Genomic DNA, 25,119 nt, shown 5'->3' with positions numbered 1-25,119 from the left:
ATGACCAACATCCGCCAGTCCGACCTCATCGAATCCGTTGCTGCCGCTTTGCAGTACATCAGCTACTACCACCCTGCCGATTACATCGCCCACCTGGCGCGTGCCTACGAGCGCGAACAGAGCCCCGCAGCAAAAGACGCCATTGCGCAAATCCTCACCAATAGCAAAATGAGCGCTACGGGCCATCGCCCAATTTGCCAGGACACCGGCATCGTCAACGTGTTTCTCAAAGTCGGCATGGACATTCGCTGGGAGGGATTTACCGGCAGTCTGGATGACGCCATCAACGAAGGTGTGCGCCAGGGTTACAACCACCCCGACAACACCCTGCGCGCCAGCGTGGTGGCCGACCCTGAATTTGCCCGCAAAAACACCAAAGACAACACGCCGGCCGTCATCTTTACCGAGATCGTGCCTGGCAACACCGTGGAAGTGACCGTTGCCGCCAAAGGCGGCGGCTCCGAGAACAAAAGCAAGATGATCATGCTCAACCCCGGCGACTCGGTGGTTGACTGGGTGCTGAAAACCGTGCCCACCATGGGTGCGGGCTGGTGCCCGCCCGGTATGTTGGGCATCGGCATTGGCGGCACAGCAGAAAAAGCGGTGCTGATGGCCAAGGAAAGCCTGATGGACGACATCGACATGTACGAGCTGCAAGCCAAGGCCGCGGCCGGACAACCACTGACGCAAACCGAAGAGTTGCGTCTGGAACTGTGCGAGAAGGTAAACGCCCTGGGCATTGGCGCGCAGGGCTTGGGTGGACTCACTACCGTACTGGACGTCAAAATCAAGATGTATCCCACCCACGCGGCCAGCAAGCCCGTCGCGATGATCCCCAACTGCGCAGCCACACGCCACGCCCACTTCGTGATGGATGGCAGCGGCCCGGTGTATCTGGATCCGCCGTCCCTGGATCTGTGGCCCAACGTCAACTGGACGCCCGACTATGTGCAGAGTAAAAAGGTGGACCTCAACACCCTGACCAAAGAAGAAGTCGCCAGCTGGAAACCCGGTCAGACCCTGCTACTCAACGGAAAAATGCTCACCGGTCGCGATGCCGCGCACAAGCGCATCAAGGACATGCTGACCAAGGGTGAAAAGCTGCCCGTCGACTTCACCAACCGCGTCATTTACTACGTGGGCCCGGTTGACCCGGTCAAAGGCGAGGCCGTCGGCCCCGCTGGCCCCACTACCGCAACCCGCATGGACGGTTTTACCGAGATGATGCTGAGCCAGACCGGCCTGATTTCCATGATTGGCAAAGCCGAACGCGGACCGGTCGCCATCGAGGCCATCAAGAAGCACAAAAGCGCTTACCTGATGGCAGTAGGCGGTGCCGCCTACCTGGTCAGCAAGGCCATCAAGCATGCCAACGTGGTGGGCTTTGCCGATCTCGGCATGGAAGCGATTTACGAATTTGACGTCGTGGACATGCCCGTCACGGTGGCCGTGGACTCTGGCGGCACCAGCGCCCACATCACGGGACCAGCCGAATGGCAGAAGAAGATTGCCACCGGCGAGTTCAAAACCATCCCGGTGCGCTCTGCCTGATTTTCAATCCCTGCTCCCGGCAACCCGGGCCATTGGCGTCTTTGATAGCGGCGTCGGCGGCCTGAGTGTGCTGCGGGCGTTGCGAACCGAACTGCCACTGGAGCGCTTTGTCTACATCGCCGACAGCGGCCATGCCCCCTACGGGGAACGGGACGACGCCCATGTGATCGCCCGCTCCCACGCCATAACCCGTTACCTGCTCAACCAACACCACATCAAAACCCTTGTCGTGGCATGCAATACCGCAACGGCAGCCGCGATAAAACTACTGCGCCAGGACTACCCGAACCTGCCCATCGTCGGCATCGAGCCAGCACTCAAGCCGGCGGCAAGCGTGAGTCAGACCAAGCACATCGGCGTCATGGCCACGCGAGGCACGCTCAACAGCGAGAAATTCCGCGTGCTGCTGGAGTCTCTGCACGCTCAAGCCACCTTTGTGCTGCAACCCTGCGACGGTCTGGCAGACGCGATTGAGCGCGCAGATGCTACAAAAACAATAGCTGCCTGCGCTTATTACACGGGGGCTATGGGCCGATTTGGCACTAAATCAGGAGAGATGGACACGCTGGTTCTGGGCTGCACCCACTATCCGTTTGCCGCTGACACACTGCGCACTACGGTCGGAGAAACAACGGCCTTCCTGGAAGGTGGGGCGCCCGTGGCACGCCAGACCCGGCGCCTTCTGGCGGATCGGGGATGGCTGGTGCACGCGCACATGCCCCTTCCAGCAGAGCCCCAAGCCCTGACCTTCTGCACGACCGGCAGCGCAGACTCCCTGCAATCAGCCGTGCATCGATGGCTGCAACTGCAAGTTGACGTGCAGTCAATCAACATTCCGTAAAGATTCAGTGCACCGGGATGCTACAGAAGGCCAATCATTCTGGCATCACCGCCCCGGGAGTGGCCTGTCCGGAGGGGATCGAACCCCCGACCCTCAGCTTAGAAGGCTGATGCTCTATCCAACTGAGCTACGGACAGAATGCTAGGGTTTGTAGTAACCCTGAAACAAATAAGCCAGAGACTTTGCTCTGGCTAAAAATGATGGTCGGGGCGAAAGGATTCGAACCTTCGACCCTCTGGTCCCAAACCAGATGCGCTACCAGGCTGCGCTACGCCCCGACAGCGAGTATTCTAACCGCTTGAACGCCCTCTCCATCCTGAGGTGCAATATATTTATAGTCCACTCCACATTACGGCAACCCTTTTGTCAAACAACGCTATGTCCCTACCTTGGCTGGAACCTGGTCTCGCGTTTCCGCCAGTGGAGCGGGCGTGGGGCGCCGAATCTGATGCACCTGGCCTGCTGGCTGCGGGAGGTGACCTGACGGTCCGCACCTTGCGGGCTGCCTATTCCAGCGGAATATTTCCCTGGTTCAGCGAGGGCCAGCCGAATCTCTGGTGGAGCCCGGACCCACGCATGGTGCTGAAGGTATCGGATTTTCGACTGCACCGATCCTTCCGAAAAACGCTGACCCGATTCAGAGCTGATACTCGCTGTGAAATTCGCTTTAACACCGCCTTTTCCACCGTCATCCAGTCGTGCGCCAGCGCTTCAAGACATGGCCAACCAGGAACCTGGATTCTGCCGGCCATGGTGCAGGCCTACACACGCCTTCATGAAGCAGGCGACGCACACAGCTTAGAGACCTGGATTGATGGCAAGCTGGCGGGAGGGCTTTACTGCGTTGCATTGGGGCGAGCGGTTTTTGGGGAATCGATGTTTGCCCACATGCCTGATGCGTCAAAAATTGCCTTGGCTGCACTGGTGGCCTTCTGCCGCGCAAATGCCATCACCATGATTGACTGCCAACAAAACACAGCACACCTGGCCTCGCTCGGGGCTTCGGAAATTCCGCGTAGCAACTTTTTGAAGCGGGTTCATACGGCTATCAAAGAACCCAGCGTGGACTGGCATTTCTCCCCCCTATACTGGAACCACATTTTCCCGGACTGACGCATTCACCGTGACAGACCTCAAAGACCTCCCGCTGCAAATACTGCAGTTCTACGCGACAGCGCCCTATGAGTGCAGCTATCTGCCAAACCGGCAAGCTCGCTCCCAAGTCGCGACACCCAGCCACCTGATCAACAACGCAACCTATTCCGAGTTGGTCACCAAGGGATTTCGCCGCAGCGGTATGTTCACTTACCGGCCCTACTGCGACGGTTGCCAGGCCTGCACTCCGTTGCGTGTGGTCGTAGATCAGTTCAAACCCGGCAGAAGCCAGCGACGTGCATGGACACAACATCAGACCTTGTCGGTTCGCGTACTCAAGCTCGGCTTTGTGCCTGAGCATTACGCACTCTACCTGCGCTACCAGAATAGTCGGCATGCCGGCGGCGGCATGGACGAAGACAGCATTGACCAATACACCCAATTTCTGCTGCAAAGCCGCGTAAATTCCAGACTGGTTGAGTTCCGAGCGCCTTCGAGCGATGGAATACCCGGGGCGCTGAAAATGGTCTCCATTCTGGACGTTCTGGATGATGGTCTTTCGGCGGTCTACACATTTTTTGAGCCTGAAGAAAAATCCAGCTTTGGAACCTTCAACGTACTGTGGCAAATTGAACAAGCCAAACTCCTGGGGCTTGACTTTGTGTATTTGGGATACTGGATACAGGAAAGCCCGAAGATGAGCTACAAAGCCCGTTTTGCGCCCATGCAACTCTTGATTGACAGTCAATGGTCCACATTCTCCAGCGCAACCCCTGCCCCAGACTGAGTTGTTCAACGCACCGCTTGCCAATGGGTCGGGTGTCGCGGTCACACGATAAGATAGGGGCAAAGAAAGCACCATGGCAAAAAAAGACCCCGACATTCCCAGTGTTCCCGCCGTTCAGGTACTCGAACGCATGTTTACGCTGATCGACGTACTCGCGTCGCGTGAGGAAGCCATGTCGCTGAAGGAAATCAGCGAAAAAGCAGGGCTCCATCCGTCAACCACCCACCGTATCCTGAATGATCTGGCGATTGGCCGTTTTGTAGATCGTCCCCAGGCAGGCAGTTACAGGCTGGGAATGCGACTGCTTGAATTGGGAAACTTGGTCAAAGGACGGCTCAACGTCCGTGATGCGGCCGTGGCTCCGATGCGAGAGCTTCACAAGCTTACCCAGCAACCCGTCAATTTAAGTATGCGCCAAGGAGACGAAATCATTTACGTTGAGCGCGCCTACAGTGAACGCTCCGGAATGCAGGTCGTTCGAGCCATTGGAGGACGTGCCCCCTTGCACCTCACGTCGGTCGGCAAGCTATTTCTTGCAGCGGATGATCCCCAGCGGATTCGCGCCTATGCCGCGCGCACAGGTTTACAAGGGCACACCAAAAATAGTATTACGCAATTGGAAGATCTGGAGCGGGAACTGTCCAAGGTCCGTCAATATGGCCAGGCAAATGACAACGAAGAGTTGGAGCTCGGGGTGCGCTGCATGGCTGCAGGTGTGTACGATGACCAGAACAAACTTATTGCCGGGCTTTCGATTTCAGCCCCCTCGGGACGAATGGAAGAGAGTTGGCTACCCAAACTCAAAGAAACCGCACGACTTATTTCCGAAGCACTGGGACACAAGCCCAGCACGGTTCGGTAATTCGCTAAAGATCAGTTGGAAATAACCGGGTGGTCTGGGTGAATGCTGGCCACGGGCGAGGTCTTGTTCGCCACCGCTGGAATGGATTCAACCCAGCGCTTGACACGCTCCGCATCGCCAAGACGACTGAGTTTTCCTGCCGAATCCAGAAATACCATGATGATTTTTCGGCCCGCTACTTTGGCTTGCATAACCAGACACTGGCCAGCTTCGTTGATGTAGCCCGTCTTTTGCAGCCCGATGTCCCAAGCCGGGTTCTTTACCAGCCGGTTGGTATTGTTGTATTGCAGCGTACGATGTCCTACGGCAACTTGGTAACCAGTAGACGTCGACAGTTCACGCAAGGTCGGATCGCCATAAGCGAAATTCACCAAAGTCGCCAGATCTCGCGCGCTCGACTGATTTTTGCTCGACAGTCCGGTGGGCTCAACATAGCTGGTGTCATTCATTCCAAGCGTCTTGGCCCGCGAATTCATCAACCCTACAAACATTGGCAATCCGCCTGGGTAGCTGCGCCCCAACGCGTGTGCCGCTCGGTTTTCACTGGACATCAACGCCAGATGCAACAACTCCCCTCGGGTCAACGCGGTACCAACGCTCAGGCGCGATGAACTCCCTTTTTCCAGATCCACGTCGGCTTGGGTGATCTCGATCACTTCGTCCATTGGCAATTTGGCTTCGCTGATTAGCAAGCCAGTCATGAGCTTGGTGAGGGACGCAATAGGTAGCACCGCCAGTTCATTCTTTCGGAACAGCACTTCTTTTGTATCTTGGTCGACCACAAATGCCACACTTGACTTCAAATCCAGTGCATCGCGTCCGCCATGCAATCCGGCCAACTGCCCAAAGGACGGTGCTTTTGGAACCGCTGCTATGCGAACAGCCACGCGCTTTCGCACAAGATGACCCTTCGCTGCCGTGCGTTTGATGAGACGCGGCTTCTCTGCGCCCGATGGGTGTTGAGATGTGGCCGAATACACAGGCGTCATGCCCATCGTAGACAGCACAACAAGCAGCCCCAACCGGGAAAAGAGTCGTTTCATGGTGTGTTCCAACGCTGCAGCAAGGCGAATTACCAGAAATCTGGCCAACAGCCTAACCGTGTAACGAGAGTTTAATCAGAAAAGTCACGCAAGATCAACTACTTGCGCGACAAACTTCAACAAATTAGTAAGCAATTGGGGTTCACCCTAACCCTGCGCGGCTACGCGATCCGCTTTGCTGTGCAACTTATTGAGTGCACTCAGGTATGCTTTTGCGGAAGCGACCACGATATCGGGATCCGAGCCGACGCCATTGACGACCCTTCCGCTATTTTGCAGACGCACGGTCACCTCGCCCTGGCTCTCTGTGGAACCACTGATTGCATTGACGGAATAAAGCACCATTTCAGCGCCGCTTTTAACGTGACCCTCAATGGCTTTTAGCGAAGCGTCCACAGGTCCATTGCCTTCAGAGGAGCCTTTGACTTCTTTGCCGTCTACGGTAAATACTATGCTCGCCTGTGGCCGCTCGCCGGTCTCGCTGTGCTGCGACAAGGAAACAAAACCGTACTGCTCCTTGACGTGCGTCACGCTCTCATCACTCACCAAGGCGAGTATGTCTTCATCGAAAATTTCACTTTTGCGATCTGCAAGCTCTTTGAATCTCGCAAATGCGGCATTGATGTCTGCTTCGCTTTCCATCTGAACGCCCAGTTCCTGCAAGCGCTGCTTGAACGCATTTCGACCGCTCAACTTTCCCAAAACAATCTTGTTGGCGGTCCACCCCACATCCTCAGCGCGCATGATTTCATAGGTGTCTCGCGCCTTGAGCACACCATCCTGGTGAATGCCCGAGGCGTGGGCAAATGCATTGGCACCCACCACGGCCTTATTGGGCTGCACAACAAAGCCGGTGGTTTGGCTGACCATGCGGCTGGCCGCCAGAATGTGACGGGTATCGATGCCCAGCTCCAGTCCAAAATAGTCCTGCCGCGTCTTAATGGCCATCACAACCTCTTCAAGGCTGCAGTTCCCGGCACGCTCGCCCAGACCGTTTATGGTGCACTCCACCTGACGTGCCCCGCCAATCTTGACCCCTGCCAAAGAATTCGCCACGGCCATGCCCAAATCATTGTGGCAATGAACAGACCAAATTGCCTTATCGGAATTAGGAATTCTCTCCCGAAGGGTCTTGATAAAGTTGCCGTATAACTCTGGTATCGCATATCCCACCGTATCGGGGACGTTGATGGTCGTGGCGCCTTCATTGATGACGGCCTCCAAGATCCGGCACAAAAAGTCGACATCACTGCGATAGCCGTCCTCCGGACTGAATTCAACATCCGCAACCAGATTCCGGGCAAATCGCACCGCCTGCTTGGCCTGCTCAAACACCTGGTCAGGTGTCATGCGCAGCTTCTTCTCCATGTGCAATGGCGAAGTTGCAATGAATGTATGAATGCGAGCGCTATTTGCACCCTTGAGCGCTTCAGCCGCTCGCGAAATGTCGCGGTCATTGGCACGTGACAACGAGCAAATTGTGGCATCCCTGATGGTGTTGGCTATCAGTTGGACGGCTTCAAAGTCTCCGTTGGAACTTGCCGCAAAACCAGCCTCAATGACGTCCACCTTCAATCGCTCAAGCTGGCGGGCAATACGCAACTTCTCATCGCGCGTCATGGATGCACCCGGCGATTGTTCGCCATCACGCAATGTGGTGTCAAAAATGATTAGTTTGTCAGCCAATTCAAAACTCCTTTTATTCGTTTGATGCCCGATTTACTTGTGCAGTCCACGTTCATCTGGCTCGTCGGTCGACGTACTAATCAAACTGGTTTGAACACCCTTGGCTTTCCGCCATCCATACACAGCATATCCACTCAAACCATAAATAACAAAAATGCCAAACATGACAGTAGGTGGATCAATGTTCACAACGGCTATTCCAAGTGCAATCAGCACAATGACTACGAAGGGTACGCTTCGTTTCATACTCACGTCCTTGAAACTGTAAAAAGGAACGTTGGTCACCATTGTCAATCCGGCATACAGCACCAAAAAGAAAACCGCCCAAGCGACTGTCGGGCCTTTGATGCCAAGATCCGTACAAAGCCATATAAAACCAGCCACGAGCGCTGCGGCGGCAGGAGAAGGAAGCCCCTGAAAAAACCGCTTGTCCACCACGGCCGTGTTCACATTGAACCGAGCCAGACGCAAGGCCGCACAAGCACAGTAGACAAAAGCCGCAAACCAGCCCCACCGACCCAAGCCCCTGAGTGCCCATTCATAAGAAATAAGTGCAGGCGCAGCACCGAAAGAGACCATGTCAGAGAGGGAATCCATCTGCTCCCCAAATGCGCTCTGGGTATTGGTCATACGCGCCACCCGCCCGTCCAGACTATCGAGAACCATGGCACAAAATACACCTACAGCAGCCAGGTCAAACCGGCCATCCATCGCCATCACGATAGAGTAGAAACCGCCAAAGAGCGCCGCCAATGTAAACAGATTGGGCAACACGTAGATGCCTTTGCGCCGCTTTCGCACCAAGACAGCCTCATTGTCGGTAATGCCAGAATCTGTTCCATCATGCATAAATTTTCCTTGCCAAGCTTGTCCGGCAGCGCGCCAAACGTCGAAGTGTAAGCCAGTCACAGGTGGATTTCTCTGCAACATATAGGGGTCAAAAATAAAGGCCACCGAAGTGGCCTTTATCTAATCGCCTTTCAGGCGTTAATTGCGAGTCTGATCGACCAGCTTGTTCTTTTTGATCCAGGGCATCATTGCGCGCAAGGTTTCACCGACTTGCTCAATTTGGTGCTCCGAGGTCAAACGACGGCGGCTCAACAAAGTAGGAGCGCCGGCCTTGTTTTCCAAGATGAAGCTCTTGGCGTATTCGCCCGTCTGAATATCCTTCAGGCACTGACGCATAGCGTCTTTGGTAGCACTGGTCACGATGCGCGGGCCAGTGACGTATTCGCCGTACTCTGCGTTGTTGGATATCGAATAATTCATGTTGGCGATGCCGCCTTCATAAATCATGTCAACAATCAGCTTGAGTTCATGCAGGCACTCAAAATAAGCCATTTCTGGTGCGTACCCGGCTTCGACCAAAGTCTCGAAGCCCGCTTTAATCAATTCGACCGTACCACCGCACAAAACCGCCTGCTCACCAAACAGATCCGTCTCGGTTTCTTCACGGAAATTGGTCTCAATGATGCCGGCCTTGCCGCCACCGTTTGCCATGGAATAGCTCAGCGCCAAATCGCGACTGCGGCCCGATTTATCCTGATGCACTGCAATCAGATGGGGGACGCCGCCACCCTGGGCATAGGTTCCGCGCACGGTGTGCCCAGGCGCCTTGGGAGCGACCATCCAGACATCCAGGTCAGCACGGGGCGTAACCAGACCGTAATGCACGTTGAAACCGTGAGCAAACACGAGTGAGGCACCCTGCTTGATGTTGGGCTCAATGTCGTTCGTGTAGACCGAACCGATTTGCTCGTCCGGCAGCAGAATCATGACCACATCAGCCGATTTCACGGCGTCGGCCACTTCAGCAACCTTCAAACCAGCTTTTTCCACCTTGGGCCAAGATGCTCCGCCTTTACGCAAACCGACCACCACTTTCACGCCGCTGTCGTTCAAATTTTGCGCGTGGGCGTGTCCTTGGCTTCCGTAGCCAATGATGGCAACGGTCTTGCCCTTAATGAGACTCAGGTCGCAATCCTTGTCATAAAAAACTTTCATCTTCTCTCCGAAATAAATAGTGGCGAAAGGCGCCTGGTTGCTAAAAACTATCCAAACTTACGCAAAAAAATTACACGCGCAAAATGCGCTCACCTCGTCCGATACCACTTGAGCCGGTTCGTACGGTTTCAAGAATTGCAGCACGCTCAAGCGCTTCCAGAAAGGCGTCGTTCTTGGACTGGTCACCTGTGAGTTCAATGGTGTAGCTCTTGTCCGTTACATCGATGATTCGCCCGCGAAAAATATCCGCCATGCGTTTCATCTCTTCGCGCTCTTTGCCAACCGCTCGTACCTTGACCATCATGAGCTCACGCTCAATGTAGGCACCCTCAGTCAAGTCCACTACTTTAACCACTTCGATGAGGCGGTTAAGGTGCTTGGTGATTTGCTCAATTACATCGTCTGAGCCCGTGGTCTGAATGGTCATGCGGGACAGACTGGGATCCTCTGTCGGTGCCACGGTCAACGATTCAATGTTGTAGCCACGGGCCGAAAACAACCCGACGACCCGTGAAAGAGCCCCTGGCTCATTTTCCAGCAATACAGCGATTATGTGTTTCATATTGATAGATTCCTCTTTTCGCTGCCCTCCCCCCGATGCGGTAACACCGGAGCTCGGCAAACAATAGATTCGTCAAATAAAGTTCAAGAAAAAATGCGGCCAATTACAGGTCTTCAGACCCCAGCAACATCTCGGTAATACCCTTGCCAGCTTGAACCATGGGGAACACGTTCTCGGTCGGATCGGTTCTGAAGTCCATGAAGACCGTTCGGTCTTTCAACTTGCGGGCTTCACGCAAAGCAGGCTCAACATCTTGCGGCTTTTCGATCAGCATGCCCACATGCCCATAGGCCTCTGCCAGCTTGACAAAATTAGGGAGCGCATCCATGTAACTGTGACTGTAACGGCCCTCGTATTCGACCTCCTGCCACTGGCGAACCATGCCGAGGAAACGATTATTCAGCGACACAATTTTGATGGGCGTGTTGTATTGCAGACAGGTTGACAACTCCTGAATACACATCTGCACCGAACCCTCTCCAGTAATGCAAAAAACCTCGCTATCGGGCTTGGCCAGCTTGACGCCCATAGCATAAGGAATACCCACGCCCATGGTGCCAAGACCGCCTGAATTGATCCAGCGGCGAGGTTCATCAAACTTGTAGTACTGCGCCGCCCACATCTGATGCTGCCCCACATCAGATGTGATGTAGGTGTCAGCGTCCTTGGTCATGTTCCAAAGCGTCTCCACAACATACTGCGGCTTGATCACGTCGCCCTTGCCCAGACTGTATTTCATGCAGTCGCGCTTGCGCCAGCCTTCGATCGTGTCCCACCACGCACCCAGTGCTTGCGCATCGGGTTTGGTTGTACTTTCCTTGATCATGGCGATCATTTCGCTGAGCACATCTTTCACATCGCCCACGATGGGAATGTCAACCTTCACGCGCTTGGAAATGCTCGACGGATCAATGTCGATATGAATGATCTTTCGCTCGTTTTGGGCGAAATGCTTGGGATTGCCGATGACACGGTCATCAAAGCGAGCACCCACTGCGAGCAGAACATCACAGTTTTGCATCGCATTGTTGGCCTCAACAGTTCCATGCATGCCCAGCATGCCCAAAAACTTGCGATCGCTTGCCGGATAGGCGCCCAAGCCCATCAGAGTATTGGTACAGGGATATCCCAGCATATCCACCAAAGTGCGCAACTCTGCGGATGCGTTACTCAGCAGAACCCCACCGCCGGTATAAATGTAGGGACGCTTGGCTGCCAGCAACAACTGCAGAGCTTTGCGAATCTGTCCACCGTGCCCCTTGCGCACTGGGTTGTAAGAACGCATCTCAACAGAAGTGGGATAGCCCGTGTAAGGAACCTTCTTGAAGGAGACGTCCTTTGGGATATCCACAACGACAGGGCCCGGACGGCCGCTGCGGGCAATGTGAAACGCCTTCTTCATCGTTTCAGCGATGTCGCGCGCATCTTTCACCAGAAAATTGTGTTTAACGATTGGACGGGTGATGCCGACGGTATCGCACTCCTGGAACGCATCCAGGCCAATCGCATGCGTAGGCACCTGTCCCGTGATGATGACCATGGGAATGCTATCCATGTAGGCAGTAGCGATGCCCGTAACCGCATTGGTCACACCAGGACCTGAAGTGACCAGCGCCACGCCCACGTCTCCGGTTGCACGGGCATAACCATCGGCAGCGTGCACCGCCGCCTGCTCATGGCGCACCAAAATATGCTGGATCGAATCCTGCTTGTAAAAAGCGTCGTATATGTGCAGTACGGCTCCGCCTGGGTACCCCCAGATGTACTTGACGTTCTCGGCCTGAAGGGCCTTGACCAGGATTTCAGCACCCCGGAGTTCTTGCGACGCGGGTGAAACACCCTGTGTCTTGACTGTGGCGGAAGTGGCAGCAGCCGACGCGATTTCGGATTTGGAAATTTCCATGATGAACCTTTGTGAATTTCTCTGACGAAAAACCTTGGGTGCCCCTTCGCAAACACTTGTGGAGTCGCGTCGGAACTTAAGATTAGGGCCATGGGCGCATTGAATATTGCGCCGGACCAAAATCCGTTTGCCTTTTGATTGCAACCGGTATTATCGCACTGAGTCGCCGTATTTTCAAAAATACGCCAGCGATATGAACGAAGCGGGTGCCATAATTCTGCCAAGTAGCAGGACGTGAAGACCTTTCTTGTCTCAGCGTTTCTGTACAACATCCCTTTTTTCGTTGGCTTGTCACAATTGGCATCTGAACTCGAACTTTCCGAATTTCTGAAAAGCGTAGAAAAGCGCGCTTTTAAACGATCGGTGTATCACGTTCGCAACGAGGAATCCGCTCTGGACATCGTTCAGGAAAGCATGATGAAGCTGGCTGAGCATTACGGACATAAGCCAGTTGAAGAGCTGCCAATGCTCTTTCATCGAATTTTGTCCAACTGCACACTGGACTGGTTCCGCAGGCAAAAGACACAAAACGCCCTGTTTACCAATATGGGAGATTTTGAATCCGCCAACGAAGATGGGGATTTCGACCTGCTGGAAACATTGCACGCGTCAAACAGCCCTGAGCAGAATGAAAGTACCGAAACTCAGACTGAACGGGCACAAACCTTGCGTGAGATCGAAATTGAGATCCAGCAACTACCTGCGCGTCAACGAGAAGCTTTCTTGATGCGTTACTGGGAAGAGCTGGATGTGGCAGAAACTGCTGCAGCCATGGGTTGTTCCCAGGGCAGTGTCAAAACACACTGCTCCAGGGCCGTTCATGCTCTCGCAAAAGCTTTGAGCGCAAAGGGATTAAAACTATGAACAATATGCACTTGGTCTTACACGACAACTTCGAGGACAAATTCGGGAGCCGTATCGCGGCTCGCCTGTCAGAATCAACTGCGAGCTTGCCCAACGACATCTCAGAACGTCTTAAGGCTGCGCGGATGCAGGCACTATCAATACGAAAGGTAGTCAAACTCCAAGTTGCGTCTGGTGTTTCCCAAAATGGTGGGGCAGCGGCTTTACACATGGGCGGAAACGATCGCAGCCTGTGGAACCGGATAGCTTCACTGGTCCCTTTGTTTGCGTTGATTGCGGGTCTGCTGACCATCGCCGTCCTTCAGGACCAAAAACGAGCGAGTGAAATTGCGGCTGTCGACGTTGAGTTGCTCACCGACGACCTTCCTCCTGCGGCTTACACCGATCCGGGTTTTCTGCATTTTCTGAACCTGAATCGCCGCGACTGACGGTTGCTGAGACACCATGTTGTTTGTTGATTCATTCTCGCGTATTCCCTCCCGCCGACCGCTGCAACGTTCAGTTGCCGTATTGACGTTGATGGCAACTGGGCTGGTCGCTACAACTTCCATGGCCTGGTCACAAACCGGGGGGAGTAGCAGTGCGTCAGTTGCGCCCAAGGTACAGTCATCCGCACCTCAAACCTTCGTCAAACCTTCCGGTCCTCAATGGCGTGAACTCAGCGGCGTGCAGCAGCAGACGCTGCGTCCCCTGGCGGGTACTTGGGATTCATTGAGTGAGGGGCACAAGGGCAAATGGATAGCGCTTGCGCAGAATTACCCGTCACTTGCACCGGCAGAGCAGGGAAAGCTGCAAGGCCGCATGGCTGAGTGGGCTGCGCTCAAACCACGCGAGCGCGAACAGGCACGGCTAAACTTTGCCGAAACCAAGAAACTTTCCCCGTCTGAGCGCACGGCCGACTGGGAGACTTACCAGGCGCTCAGCCCGGAAGAGAAGAAGAAATTGGCGGCTGAAGCCGGCGAAAAGCCCAAAGGTGCGGCAATCAGGATTAAGCCAGTGCCATCGGAAAGACTGACGACGGTTCCCATTACCCGCCACACACCTGCGGAAGATCGTACCCAGCTGGCACCAAAGCAGACCCTGGATCGCAACACCTTGCTGCCGCAGCCAACGCGTCAAGCCCCCGGTACGTCTGCCACCCAGAACTGATTCCGGACCGCTTTTAAGCCAGGCCGGAGCAGGGTAAGGCCTGCGAATGCCCGCCTACAATCGGGCGTCCATTTGACTCTTATCCTGATGAAAAACACCTTTAAAACTCCCGGCTTGTGGCGCCGAATGGCATGCTGGACCTATGAAGGCATGCTCATGTTCGGTGTGGTTTTTTTGGCCGGATACCTCTTTGGCACCTTGAGCCAAACACGCAACGCAATGGACAACCGCAATGCCTTGCAGGCATTTTTGTTCGTTATTTTTGGCATTTACTTCGTTTGGTTCTGGGCAAAAGGGCAAACCCTTGCAATGAAAACCTGGCATATCCGGCTGGTCGATCGCCATGGACTTGCTGTGTCACAAGCCAGGGCCTTGGGTCGCTATTGCCTGAGCTGGCTCTGGTTTTTGCCGCCGCTGATCGCGATTTCACCTTTTCATCTCAGCGGGCCAGAATCAGCTGTCATTTTTCTTGGGTGGGTCGTTTTTTGGGCGTTACTCAGCCGGCTGCAGCCGCAGGGGCAGTTCTGGCACGATGCCTGGGCTGGCACCCGCCTGGTTTCTTCCGAACCGCTCAGCCGCTGATATTTATGCACCCTGCCGACGTTAAACCAGCCACTTCCAGCAAACCCGCAAATCCTCAAAAAGACCGCGTTGGGTTGAGCCGGATGTGGCATGCCACAGGCTACTCCATGGCTGGCTTGCGTGCGGGATGGGGCGAAACCGCGTTCCGCCAAGAGGCATTGGCTGCATTGGTGATGCTGCCACTGTCATTTTGGCTGGGCAGCAACTGGGTGGAAACCGCTTTACTGGCCGCCTGTGTAGTGCTGGTGCTGGTGGTGGAGTTGCTCAACACGGCAGTAGAAACTGCTGTTGACCGCATTGGCCCCGAGTGGCACGACTTGTCCAAGCGGGCCAAGGATATGGGCAGCGCCGCGGTGCTGCTGAGCCTGGTACTGTGTGCGGGCATTTGGGCAGCAGCGGCGCTTCACCGCTTCACATAGCCACCCTTCGCAACAATCAGACTGCGGACTCGTCCTGCTCACCGGTGCGGATGCGCACGACGCGTTCCACGCTGGTGACGAAAATCTTGCCATCACCAATCTTGCCGGTACGGGCTGCCTTGACGATGGCATCCACACAACGCTCAACATCATCGGTTTTCACCACGACTTCCACCTTGACCTTGGGAAGAAAATCGACCACATACTCGGCCCCACGGTACAGCTCAGTGTGTCCTTTCTGGCGGCCAAACCCTTTGACTTCGGTCACGGTGAGGCCGGTCACACCACACTCAGCCAGCGCTTCACGCACTTCTTCTAGTTTGAATGGCTTGACGATGGCGGTAATTTGTTTCATTTTTTTCCAATCAGTTGAGGACGTCAGCACCGACTGTCCCACACAATGTTAATTCACGCGCGAAAACGGTTGGTAATAGGATAACGCCAATCCTTGCCAAAGCTGCGGTGCGTCACCCGAATTCCAACCGGGGCCTGACGTCGCTTGTATTCATTGAGCTTGATGAGACGTGTGACCTTCTCGACATCAGCCCGTGCAAATCCGGCTGCAACAATGGTTTCGATGCTTTGGTCGTTTTCCATATAGCGATCCACGATGGCATCCAGTATCTCGTAGGGCGGCAGACTGTCCTGATCGGTCTGATCAGGGCGCAACTCGGCACTGGGCGGGCGGGTGATGATGCGCTCCGGAATCGGGTTGCTGCCGGTGCCGTAGGGGTCGTGGGCATTGCGCCAGTGCGCCATTTTGAACACCAGTGTCTTGGCCAAATCCTTGATCACGGCAAAACCACCCGCCATGTCGCCATACAGGGTGCAATAGCCTGTGGCCATCTCGGACTTGTTGCCGGTGGTGAGCACCATGCTGCCCAGTTTGTTGCTCAGCGCCATCAGCAAGGTGCCACGAATGCGGGCCTGGATGTTTTCTTCGGTCGCGTCTTCGGCCAAGCCCGCAAACTCTTTGGCCAGGGAGGACTTGAAGGCTTCGAACTGCGGAACAATGGAAATCTCGTCATAGCGTACGCCCATGCGCGCAGCCATTTCACGGGCATCCAGCCAGCTGATGTCGGCGGTATAGGGCGATGGCATCATGACGGTGCGCACCTTGTCGGCGCCCAGCGCATCCACGGCAATCGCCAGTACCAATGCCGAATCAATACCGCCGGACAGTCCCAAAATCACACCGGGAAAGCCGTTTTTGCCCACGTAGTCCCGAACACCGAGCACCAGCCCGTCCCATAAATCCTGCTCGGGGGTGCGCATCGGCTCCACCATTGCTATGATATTCATAGCTGCTTGCGCAGGCTCCACGAGGGCTACGAACATATTTTCTTTAAAACTGGGTGCACGACCTGCGACGGAGCCGTTGGCGTTCAAGACAAACGAGTGGCCCTCAAAAACCACTTCATCCTGCCCACCCACCAGATGGGCATAGACCAGCGGCAAGCCGGTGGCGCGGGCGCGGGCCGCCATGGTGTCTTCGCGCTCATAGCCTTTGCCCACATGAAAGGGCGAGGCATTGATGACGGCCAGCATCTGGGCACCCGCCTCCTGGGCCAAACGGGCGGGTTCCTCAAACCAGGCGTCTTCGCAGATCAGCAGTCCGACACGGATTCGCTCGCCTGGCGTGCCCGCTTCAAACACGCAAACACCGTTACCAGGCGTGAAATAGCGGCGCTCGTCAAAGACCTGGTAATTGGGCAACTCGCGCTTGGCGTAGGTGGCCACAACCTGTCCTTCCCGCAGCACACTGGCCGAATTGAAGCGGTTTTGCACTGCCACCGAGCGCGTGCGGCTATCGCCCCCGGTGGGGTGGCCCACCACCACGGTCATGTCTTTTAGCCCGGCGAGCGCCCGGGCCACTGCTTTCACGGCATCATCGCAGGCATGAATAAATGCAGGACGCAAGAAGAGGTCTTCGGCCGCATAGCCGCAAATCGACAACTCGGGAGTCAGCAGCAGCCGCGCACCGTCCGCGTGCGCCTGTTGCGCTGCCGCGATGATCTTTTGGGCGTTGCCGTCCAGGTCGCCCACAATGAAATTAAGTTGCGCAACGCACAGTTTGAGAGTCATGAACCAGTATCGTTTCGTTAATGGCCGTGCTGCGTTCGCAGTACCCAGGCAAGGGCAGCAGCATGGCTCAGATTGATTATGTCATTCGGGTACGGACTTCGCCTCTGGAGCTGAATTCCCAGGCCTGGGACGACCTGCTGTACGCGCAGTCAGAGCCCAGCCCTTTCATGCGCCACGCTTACCTGGCGGCGTTGCATGCCAGCGGCAGTGCCACGCCCGACACGGGCTGGGCACCCCATTTCATCACCCTGGAGGCTGGCGGTCAGTTGGAGGCTGCCTGCGTCGTGTACGCAAAAAACCATTCGTATGGTGAGTATGTTTTTGACTGGGCCTGGGCCAACGCCTACCAGCAGCATGGCTTGGCCTACTACCCCAAGGCCGTGGTGGCGGTGCCTTTCACGCCCGTGCCAGGTGCACGCTTGCTGGCGCGCAATGACCACGCCCGCGCCGCATTGGTGCAGACGCTGGTGCAGTGGTGCGAACAAAGCGGCATGTCGTCCCTTCACCTGCTGTTTGCAGGGGACGCCGACATAGCCGCCTGCGCCACGGCTGGGCTGATGTTGCGGCACACGGTGCAGTTTCACTGGACCAACACGTCACCCGGATACGCGGACTTCGACGCGTTCCTGGGGTCGCTCTCACAAGAGAAGCGAAAGAAAATACGGCAAGAGCGCCGCAAGGTGCGGGACGCTGGCATCACGTTCCGCACGATCCAGGGCGCTGATATTTCCAGTGCGGACTGGGATTTTTTCTACCATTGCTATGAACGCACCTACCTTGAGCACGGCAATGCACCGTACCTGAATCGCGACTTCTTTCAGCGTATGGCCGACACCATGCCCCAGCACTGGCTGCTCTTCATTGCAGAGCGCGACGACCAGCCCATTGCTAGCAGTTTGATAGCTATTGACGCACATTCCACGGGGGCTACGGGCAATATTGACTCAAAGAACCCAAACAGGGTCGCCTACGGCCGCTACTGGGGTGCGCTGGAACGCGTGGACTGCTTACACTTCGAGGCCTGCTATTACCAGCCCCTCCAATGGTGTATTGAAAACGGCTACCTCCGCTTTGAAGGCGGTGCGCAGGGAGAGCACAAAATGGCGCGCGCTCTGCTACCAGTCAAAACGACCAGTGCGCATTGGCTGGCCCATCCCGGGTTTGCCGATGCGGTTGCCCGATTTCTGGAGCGTGAAGACCAGGGAATCAGCAACTACTTGGACGACCTGACGGAGAGAAGCCCTTTCAGACAAGGGCCCTGAAAACCAGGTCTGGCAACCGCTCAGAATGACTCCCAGTCGTCTCCACCGGCTGGAGTGGCTTTGACGCTGACTCTCGGTGCCGGTGCAGCGCGCTGTGCCGGACTACCCGTCACGCCTGCAGCCCGGCGCTCCACACCCTTGAAAGGCGTCGCCTTGGGTACGCTGGAGCGCACGGCGGCCTTGGGGGGCGAAAAACCCGGTGCACTTGAGTGGCTGCCATCCGCGAGCTTGAACGCCGCAACCACTTCCACCAGATCATGTGCCTGGCTCTTGAGGCTGCTCGCCGCCGCCGCCATCTCTTCGACAAGGGCCGCGTTTTGCTGTGTGGCCTGGTCCATCTGGGTGACGGCTTCACCGACTTGGGCCACACCCAGGGCTTGCTCATTGCTGGCCGCACTGATCTCGCCCATGATGTCGGTGACCCGCTTGATGCTGCTGACCACCTCGGTCATGGTGACGCCAGCCTGATCCACCAATGTGGTGCCCTGCTCCACACGCTCCACACTGGCGCCAATCAGCGTTTTGATCTCTTTGGCGGCTTCGGCGCTGCGCCCGGCCAGTGAGCGCACTTCCGATGCCACCACGGCAAAGCCACGACCCTGTTCACCCGCCCGTGCCGCTTCCACCGCAGCATTGAGGGCCAGGATGTTGGTCTGGAACGCAATGCCGTCGATGACACTGATGATGTCGGCAATTTTGCGGGAGGACTCGTTGATCCCTTTCATGGTCTCGACGACCTGGCTCACCACTTCACCGCCCCTGACCGCTACAGTGGACGCATTCAAGGCCAACTGGTTGGCCTGACGGGCACTGTCAGCGTTCTGCTTGACAGTGGAGCCGAGTTCTTCCATGGAGGCCGCCGTTTGTTCAAGCGCGCTGGCCTGGTGCTCCGTGCGGGCAGACAGATCATGGTTACCCTGCGCAATTTCGGCGCTGGCGGTCGCAACGCCTTCCGATCCCTGTCGCACGTTCGATACAACTTTGGCCAAAGCAAGCCGCATCGACTCCAGTGCGTGCAGCAACTGCGCAGGCTCGTCAGATCCTTGGGGATGCAGAGCGTGCGTCAGATTGCCACCGGCAAACTCCTTGGCAGCTCCCACGGCAAACTCGATGGGTTTGGTAATCTGGCGGGTGATCCAGACCGCCATTGCGGCAGCCAACGCAACGGTCAGTCCCAGCAGCAGTGCAACGCTCCACTGTGAACCGGTGTAGGTCCGCTGAGCACCCACATATGCGTCATCGGCCCCTTTCGAATTGAGCGCATTCATCTCACCGATGTTCTTGGACAGCACACTGAACGCCGCACGCGACTCTCCGTTCAACAACTCCGTGGTAGCCTGCGCCTCCGCTGGCCCGATATCGGACAGGGTCAATAATTTGGTACTGATTGCGTAATACGCCGCAAGGTCTTTGCCGAATTTCTCCCAAGCCTGTTTTTCGGCTGGCGTATTCACCAAAGCTTCGAATTTCTTGCCGACGCCGGACAGTTTCGTTTTGTCAGCGGCAATGCGATCCGCTTCCGTTTTCTTGTCTTCTGCAACGACAGCCATGGCATGCTGGGTCTCGGCCTGGCGGAAATCGTTCAGCAAACCCTGCATTTCACCCACATATTTGATACTGGGCAACCAGTTGCTCGCCATCTCCTCGGTATTGGCATTGATGCGAGCCAGCTGCACCAAGGCAAAGCCACCGATTGCCGCGGTCAGCAACACCATCACGAAAAATGCGAGGCCCAACTTGACACTTATTCTGGTGTTAGAAAAATTCATGTGTAACCGTTCCAAAGACAAAAAAACAGAGTGTTGTGCGTCAAACCGGCTGGGTTGAAACCAGTCCCATCTCGGCGCTGCTCACCAATGCCTCGATGTTCATGACAATCAGCATGCGATCCCCGACGCTGGCAAGCCCGACAATAAAGCGCGATTCAATTGGCGATTCAAACTGTGGCGCAGGCTTGATGGTTTTTGAGTCCAGCGTCACCACATCGGACACGGCATCCACGACGACCCCAATCACCGATCCACGCACGTTGAGAATAATGACGACGGTGAACTCGTTGTATTCAACCTTCGCGATGCTCAGCTTCAGCCGCAAATCAGCAATCGGAACAATAACGCCGCGCAAGTTCACCACGCCCTTGATGAAGCTGGGGGAGTTGACCATTCTGGTGGGCTCTTCATACGAGCGGATCTCTTGAACCCGGAGAATGTCGATGGCGTACTCCTCTTCGCCCAGACGCAAGATCAGGTACTGCCCGGATTCGGCAATCGGCTGATTCGGGCTTGCTGCCAGACGGTCCAGAGAGGAAGATGCTTGCATAGTTTCCATCGATTTTTCCTTGAAGACCACGATGCGCGGTGTGCAATAACGGGGCCGAATGATCATACACGGCGACCCTCCCAGTCACCAATGTGACCCGAATCCTGATAAGACCCCGAATTGCACGCCTGATACCCGGATGGGCGATATCAATCCCTGCTAATGTGTTGGTCAGTACTACTTCACGCTCGCCCTCACAGGCTGATTCCAGTTCATGGCAAATGTGCGAAAACAAGATACCAGTGAGCACCACACCCCCCCCAGCGCATTGCTGGTCGCGCTCGAGCTTCGTGCCGCCTTCGAATTCTGGACGGTGCTTCCGAGCTGGCCTGCGCTGATGCGTGCTCCGGCCGGAGATGGTCATTCGGTCATTGTTTTTCCCGGGCTGTCGGCCAGTGATGGCTCCACAGCACCGCTTCGTGGCTATCTGCAAAGCCTCGGTTACGACGTGTCCGGCTGGAACCAGGGGCACAACTTTGGCCCGCGTGCCGGCATTCTGGAAACGGCCAAACGACAGGTGATCGACACGTTTGAATCCACCGGCAACAAGATCAGTTTGATTGGCTGGAGTCTGGGCGGCATCTACGCCCGGGAACTGGCCAAGGAGTTACCCCATTGTGTACGTAGCGTGATCACGATGGGAACGCCTTTTTCCGGTTCGCACAGACGCACCAACGCATGGCGATTCTTCGAGTTGGCCAGCGGGCAGGACATCATGGCAGCAACCCAGAAATTTGATCTGCCGGCTGCGCCGCCCATGCCGACCACGTCCATCTACTCGCGAACCGATGGGGTCGTGGCGTGGTCCGCCAGCATCCAGCAGCCCTGCAAGCGAAACCCCCATACCGAAAATGTGGAGGTTTATGCCAGTCACGTTGGCCTGGGAGTGAACCCCAGCGCCTGGTGGGCTGTCGCCGACCGATTGGCGCAACACCCCAAACAGTGGAAGCAGTTTGACCGCACGGCCGGCCTGCAGCGGCTGATCTATCCAGACCCCAATCGCTAGACGCCTCGCGCCCAAACAAAAATAGCGCCTGACGAACTTCTCAGGCGCTATTTTTTTGATAGCTGCCCGCGCAGCATTCACGGGGGCTAAGGCCAATTTAGGCCACTAAATTGCAGGACCGGGTGTCAGGACACTGCCACTCACGCCCGGCCCTAGTGCCCGTCCCTTTCAGGGGTTTTGCTTGTTGTAGTTAGCAATACCGTCCAGGATTTCCTTCTTGGCAGAGTCCAGGCCTTCCCAGCCCAGAACCTTGACCCACTTGCCTTTTTCGAGGTCTTTGTAGTGCTCGAAGAAATGGGCAATGGCGTTCAGGCGCATCTGGTTCACGTCTTCAATTTTTTGCCAGTGGGTATACATCGGCAAGATCTTGTCGGTCGGCACCGCCAGCACTTTTCCGTCCACGCCGGCTTCGTCTTCCATCATCAGAATGCCAATGGGGCGGCACGGCACGACCACACCGGGATACAAGGGGTATGGCGTAATCACGAGAACGTCAACCGGATCGCCATCACCGCTGAGGGTTTTGGGCACATACCCATAATTGGTCGGGTAGTGCATGGCCGTAGTCATGAAACGATCCACAAACATGGCACCCGATTCCTTGTCAACCTCGTACTTGATCGGGTCGGCGTTCATCGGAATTTCAATGATGACATTGAAGGACTCAGGTACGTTATTGCCAGGTGTGACTTTGTCCAGGGACATGTATTTACTCCGCTTTGTAGGTGTTTTGTGCCACGAGAGGCACCAGGGTCATGGTGGGCCAAGGCTCGAGCCTAGGATTAACCCTGATTTTACTGACGCCCGCCTTGCGCTTCCAGAAAAAGCCTTTTTTTCAAGTTACAGTCCGCGAGTTGGCCAATCGTCTCTCCCATGGGATTCACGAGGAAGCAACGCAGCGGGGTACCGTTAGCGTGGCGCCCTTCCCTAGCGAAACAACATGAGGAGAACTATTTATGACAGGCAACTCAGCGCTGATTCTCGCGCTTGTTTGCGGGCTCATTGCCGTAGGTTACGGCTTCTGGGCACGCAGCTGGATTCTTTCCCAGGACGCAGGCAATGCACGCATGCAGGAGATTGCAGCCGCTATTCAAACCGGTGCGGGCGCCTACCTGGCCAGACAATACAAAACCATTGCCATCGTGGGCGTGGTGCTGGCCATTCTGATCGGCGTTTTTCTGGACCAATTGAGTGCCATTGGCTTCGTCGTAGGAGCCGTTTTGTCAGGCGCCTGCGGTTTTATCGGCATGAATGTGTCCGTTCGCGCCAATGTGCGCACGGCGCAGGCTGCCACTCGGGGCATTGGGCCCGCGCTGGACGTCGCTTTTCGTGGCGGTGCAACCACCGGGATGCTGGTCGTGGGCTTGGGCCTGCTGGGGGTGACCGGCTTTTTCTGGGTCCTCGTCGGCAATGGCAATCTGACCCCCGACAAAAATCTGGTGCAACTGCTCAATCCACTGATCGGTTTTGCTTTCGGATCGTCACTGATTTCGATCTTTGCCCGTCTGGGTGGAGGCATCTTCACCAAGGGGGCAGACGTGGGTGCCGACCTGGTGGGCAAAGTCGAAGCGGGTATTCCCGAGGATGATCCGCGTAACCCTGCTGTAATTGCCGACAACGTCGGCGACAACGTGGGCGACTGCGCCGGCATGGCCGCCGACCTGTTCGAAACCTACGCCGTCACACTGATTGCCACCATGGTGCTCGGCGCATTGCTGGTCACAGGCGGCGGCATGAGTGCAGTCGTCTATCCGCTGGCGCTAGGTGCGGTGTCGATTGTGGCTTCCATCATTGGCTGTTTCTTCGTCAAGGCGTCACCTGGAATGAAAAACGTGATGCCAGCCCTTTACAAAGGATTGGCGGTGGCGGGCATCTTGTCGTTGATTGCCTTCTACTTTGTGACGCAATCCATGATTGCAGACAATGCTCTGGGCGGCACTGGCGCACAAATGAAACTCTTTGGCGCCTGCGCGGTCGGACTGGTGCTGACTGCGGCGCTGGTGTGGATTACCGAGTACTACACCGGCACGCAATACGCACCGGTGCAGCACATTGCTCAGGCATCGACCACCGGCCATGGCACCAATATCATCGCTGGCTTGGGCGTCTCCATGCGCTCTACGGCTTGGCCCGTTATTTTTGTGTGCATTGCAATTTACACCGCCTACGCGCTGGCCGGTTTGTATGGCATTGCCATTGCCGCAACGTCCATGCTCAGCATGGCAGGTATTGTGGTGGCACTGGACGCCTACGGCCCTATCACAGACAACGCGGGTGGCATCGCAGAGATGTCCGAGATGCCAAAGAGCGTTCGCGACATCACAGACCCGCTGGATGCCGTGGGCAACACGACCAAAGCCGTCACCAAGGGCTACGCCATTGGGTCCGCCGGCCTGGCCGCATTGGTGCTGTTTGCCGACTACACGCACAAACTTGAAGCCTACGGCCGCCACATCACGTTCGATTTGAGCAACCCGATGGTCATTATTGGTTTGTTTATTGGAGGACTCATCCCTTACCTGTTTGGTGCCATGGCCATGGAAGCGGTCGGGCGCGCGGCGGGATCGGTAGTCGTGGAAGTGCGGCGCCAGTTTCGCGACATCAAAGGCATCATGGACGGCACGGGCAAGCCCGAGTACGACACCGCTGTGGACATGCTCACCACGGCGGCCATCAAGGAAATGATGATCCCCAGTCTGTTGCCCGTGGTAGCCCCCATTCTGGTTGGACTGGTGCTGGGGCCAGCGGCCTTGGGCGGGCTGCTGATGGGTACCATCGTCACCGGCTTGTTTGTGGCCATTTCCATGTGCACCGGCGGTGGCGCCTGGGACAACGCCAAGAAATATATTGAAGACGGTCACCACGGCGGCAAAGGCTCTGAAACCCACAAAGCGGCCGTCACCGGAGACACCGTAGGCGACCCCTACAAGGACACCGCTGGCCCGGCAATCAACCCGTTGATCAAAATCATCAACATCGTGGCACTCCTCATCGTGCCGTTAATGATGAAAATTCACGGCGGTTGATACCCACCCGCGTTGCGAAGCCCGCGCAAGCGGGCTTTTTCGTTTGTCACGGCACTGCGTTAACATCCGTCTG

24 protein-coding genes and 2 tRNA genes are annotated in these 25,119 nt (G+C 56.1%); 13 read left to right on the top strand and 13 right to left on the bottom strand.

Going from position 1 to position 25,119, the window contains the following annotated elements; all coding sequences use genetic code 11:
• Both AC097W_RS14690 and murI read left to right on the top strand, forming a co-directional pair.
• On the top strand, positions 1–1,551 hold the full coding sequence (locus AC097W_RS14690; protein WP_479603352.1) for a fumarate hydratase: 1,551 nt from the start codon (positions 1–3) through the stop codon (positions 1,549–1,551).
• 10 nt (positions 1,552–1,561) lie between these two features.
• On the top strand, positions 1,562–2,392 hold the full coding sequence (gene murI, locus AC097W_RS14685; protein ID WP_479603427.1) for a glutamate racemase: 831 nt from the start codon (positions 1,562–1,564) through the stop codon (positions 2,390–2,392).
• A gap of 60 nt (positions 2,393–2,452) precedes the next feature.
• On the opposite strand, the gene AC097W_RS14680 is transcribed toward murI, so the two are convergent.
• A tRNA-Arg gene (locus AC097W_RS14680) sits at positions 2,453–2,529 on the bottom strand.
• A gap of 64 nt (positions 2,530–2,593) precedes the next feature.
• Positions 2,594–2,670: transfer RNA gene (locus AC097W_RS14675), tRNA-Pro, on the bottom strand.
• A gap of 100 nt (positions 2,671–2,770) precedes the next feature.
• On the opposite strand from AC097W_RS14675, the gene aat reads away from it, so the two are divergent.
• The 3 genes from aat to AC097W_RS14660 all read left to right on the top strand — a co-directional run bounded on the left by aat (position 2,771) and on the right by AC097W_RS14660 (position 5,136).
• Positions 2,771–3,505, top strand: a complete 735-nt coding sequence (gene aat, locus AC097W_RS14670) for a leucyl/phenylalanyl-tRNA--protein transferase (RefSeq protein WP_479603351.1) — start codon at positions 2,771–2,773, stop codon at positions 3,503–3,505.
• Between the two features lie 10 nt (positions 3,506–3,515).
• Positions 3,516–4,274: an arginyltransferase gene (locus AC097W_RS14665; protein WP_479603350.1), complete on the top strand. Its 759-nt coding sequence runs from the start codon at positions 3,516–3,518 to the stop codon at positions 4,272–4,274.
• 73 nt (positions 4,275–4,347) lie between these two features.
• Complete coding sequence (locus AC097W_RS14660) at positions 4,348–5,136, top strand: IclR family transcriptional regulator (RefSeq protein WP_479603349.1); 789 nt, start codon at positions 4,348–4,350, stop codon at positions 5,134–5,136.
• Between the two features lie 11 nt (positions 5,137–5,147).
• Here AC097W_RS14660 and AC097W_RS14655 read toward each other — a convergent pair whose 3' ends face one another.
• The 6 genes from AC097W_RS14655 to AC097W_RS14630 form a co-directional block, all read right to left on the bottom strand.
• Positions 5,148–6,179 carry a serine hydrolase gene (locus AC097W_RS14655; RefSeq protein WP_479603348.1) on the bottom strand — a complete coding sequence of 344 codons (1,032 nt, stop codon included), beginning with the start codon at positions 6,177–6,179 and terminating at the stop codon, positions 5,148–5,150.
• 147 nt (positions 6,180–6,326) lie between these two features.
• Complete coding sequence (locus tag AC097W_RS14650) at positions 6,327–7,865, bottom strand: 2-isopropylmalate synthase (protein WP_479603347.1); 1,539 nt, start codon at positions 7,863–7,865, stop codon at positions 6,327–6,329.
• Positions 7,866–7,898: 33 nt separating this feature from the next.
• Positions 7,899–8,714: a CDP-diacylglycerol--serine O-phosphatidyltransferase gene (pssA, locus tag AC097W_RS14645; RefSeq protein WP_479603426.1), complete on the bottom strand. Its 816-nt coding sequence runs from the start codon at positions 8,712–8,714 to the stop codon at positions 7,899–7,901.
• 138 nt (positions 8,715–8,852) lie between these two features.
• Positions 8,853–9,869, bottom strand: coding sequence for a ketol-acid reductoisomerase (gene ilvC / locus AC097W_RS14640; protein WP_479603346.1), 1,017 nt, complete (start codon positions 9,867–9,869; stop codon positions 8,853–8,855).
• A gap of 70 nt (positions 9,870–9,939) precedes the next feature.
• Positions 9,940–10,431, bottom strand: a complete 492-nt coding sequence (gene ilvN, locus AC097W_RS14635) for an acetolactate synthase small subunit (RefSeq protein WP_479603345.1) — start codon at positions 10,429–10,431, stop codon at positions 9,940–9,942.
• Positions 10,432–10,534: 103 nt separating this feature from the next.
• Complete coding sequence (locus tag AC097W_RS14630) at positions 10,535–12,334, bottom strand: acetolactate synthase 3 catalytic subunit (protein ID WP_479603344.1); 1,800 nt, start codon at positions 12,332–12,334, stop codon at positions 10,535–10,537.
• A 297-nt stretch (positions 12,335–12,631) separates the two neighbouring features.
• Between AC097W_RS14630 and AC097W_RS14625 the strand changes: the two genes are divergently transcribed.
• The 5 genes from AC097W_RS14625 (at position 12,632) to AC097W_RS14605 (ending at position 15,348) form a co-directional block, all read left to right on the top strand.
• Positions 12,632–13,198 carry an RNA polymerase sigma factor gene (locus AC097W_RS14625; protein WP_479603425.1) on the top strand — a complete coding sequence of 189 codons (567 nt, stop codon included), beginning with the start codon at positions 12,632–12,634 and terminating at the stop codon, positions 13,196–13,198.
• Positions 13,195–13,626: a DUF3619 family protein gene (locus AC097W_RS14620; RefSeq protein WP_479603343.1), complete on the top strand. Its 432-nt coding sequence runs from the start codon at positions 13,195–13,197 to the stop codon at positions 13,624–13,626. Before AC097W_RS14625 ends, AC097W_RS14620 begins: the two co-directional genes overlap by 4 nt.
• A 16-nt stretch (positions 13,627–13,642) precedes the next feature.
• Complete coding sequence (locus tag AC097W_RS14615) at positions 13,643–14,347, top strand: DUF3106 domain-containing protein (RefSeq protein ID WP_479603342.1); 705 nt, start codon at positions 13,643–13,645, stop codon at positions 14,345–14,347.
• A gap of 87 nt (positions 14,348–14,434) precedes the next feature.
• Positions 14,435–14,929 carry an RDD family protein gene (locus AC097W_RS14610; RefSeq protein WP_479603341.1) on the top strand — a complete coding sequence of 165 codons (495 nt, stop codon included), beginning with the start codon at positions 14,435–14,437 and terminating at the stop codon, positions 14,927–14,929.
• Positions 14,930–14,934: 5 nt separating this feature from the next.
• On the top strand, positions 14,935–15,348 hold the full coding sequence (locus AC097W_RS14605) for a diacylglycerol kinase (protein ID WP_479603340.1): 414 nt from the start codon (positions 14,935–14,937) through the stop codon (positions 15,346–15,348).
• Between the two features lie 16 nt (positions 15,349–15,364).
• Here the strand turns inward: AC097W_RS14605 and AC097W_RS14600 are convergent, their stop codons facing one another.
• Together AC097W_RS14600 and AC097W_RS14595 are read right to left on the bottom strand one after the other, a co-directional pair.
• On the bottom strand, positions 15,365–15,703 hold the full coding sequence (locus AC097W_RS14600; RefSeq protein WP_479603339.1) for a P-II family nitrogen regulator: 339 nt from the start codon (positions 15,701–15,703) through the stop codon (positions 15,365–15,367).
• Positions 15,704–15,756: 53 nt separating this feature from the next.
• On the bottom strand, positions 15,757–17,433 hold the full coding sequence (locus AC097W_RS14595; protein WP_479603338.1) for an NAD+ synthase: 1,677 nt from the start codon (positions 17,431–17,433) through the stop codon (positions 15,757–15,759).
• Positions 17,434–17,495: 62 nt separating this feature from the next.
• On the opposite strand from AC097W_RS14595, the gene AC097W_RS14590 reads away from it, so the two are divergent.
• Positions 17,496–18,695, top strand: a complete 1,200-nt coding sequence (locus AC097W_RS14590) for a GNAT family N-acetyltransferase (protein WP_479603337.1) — start codon at positions 17,496–17,498, stop codon at positions 18,693–18,695.
• Positions 18,696–18,715: 20 nt separating this feature from the next.
• Here AC097W_RS14590 and AC097W_RS14585 read toward each other — a convergent pair whose 3' ends face one another.
• The gene (locus tag AC097W_RS14585) at positions 18,716–20,464 is read right to left on the bottom strand and encodes a methyl-accepting chemotaxis protein (protein ID WP_479603336.1); all 1,749 of its coding nucleotides are present in this window, start codon (positions 20,462–20,464) and stop codon (positions 18,716–18,718) included.
• A gap of 40 nt (positions 20,465–20,504) precedes the next feature.
• Entirely contained in the window at positions 20,505–21,014 is a 510-nt protein-coding gene (locus AC097W_RS14580; RefSeq protein WP_479603424.1) for a chemotaxis protein CheW, read from the bottom strand.
• A gap of 214 nt (positions 21,015–21,228) precedes the next feature.
• Here AC097W_RS14580 and AC097W_RS14575 point away from each other — a divergent pair, with 214 nt between their 5' ends.
• Positions 21,229–22,020, top strand: coding sequence for an esterase/lipase family protein (locus AC097W_RS14575; protein WP_479603335.1), 792 nt, complete (start codon positions 21,229–21,231; stop codon positions 22,018–22,020).
• 168 nt (positions 22,021–22,188) lie between these two features.
• Here AC097W_RS14575 and ppa read toward each other — a convergent pair whose 3' ends face one another.
• A complete protein-coding gene (gene ppa, locus AC097W_RS14570; protein WP_479603334.1) occupies positions 22,189–22,725 on the bottom strand; it encodes an inorganic diphosphatase in 537 nt (178 codons plus the stop codon).
• Between the two features lie 251 nt (positions 22,726–22,976).
• Between ppa and AC097W_RS14565 the strand changes: the two genes are divergently transcribed.
• Entirely contained in the window at positions 22,977–25,046 is a 2,070-nt protein-coding gene (locus AC097W_RS14565; protein WP_479603333.1) for a sodium-translocating pyrophosphatase, read from the top strand.
• Positions 25,047–25,119: the final 73 nt, after the last annotated feature.

This window comes from Rhodoferax sp. GT1R46, from assembly GCF_056521285.1.
This window is presented reverse-complemented; position numbering and strand designations above follow the sequence as displayed.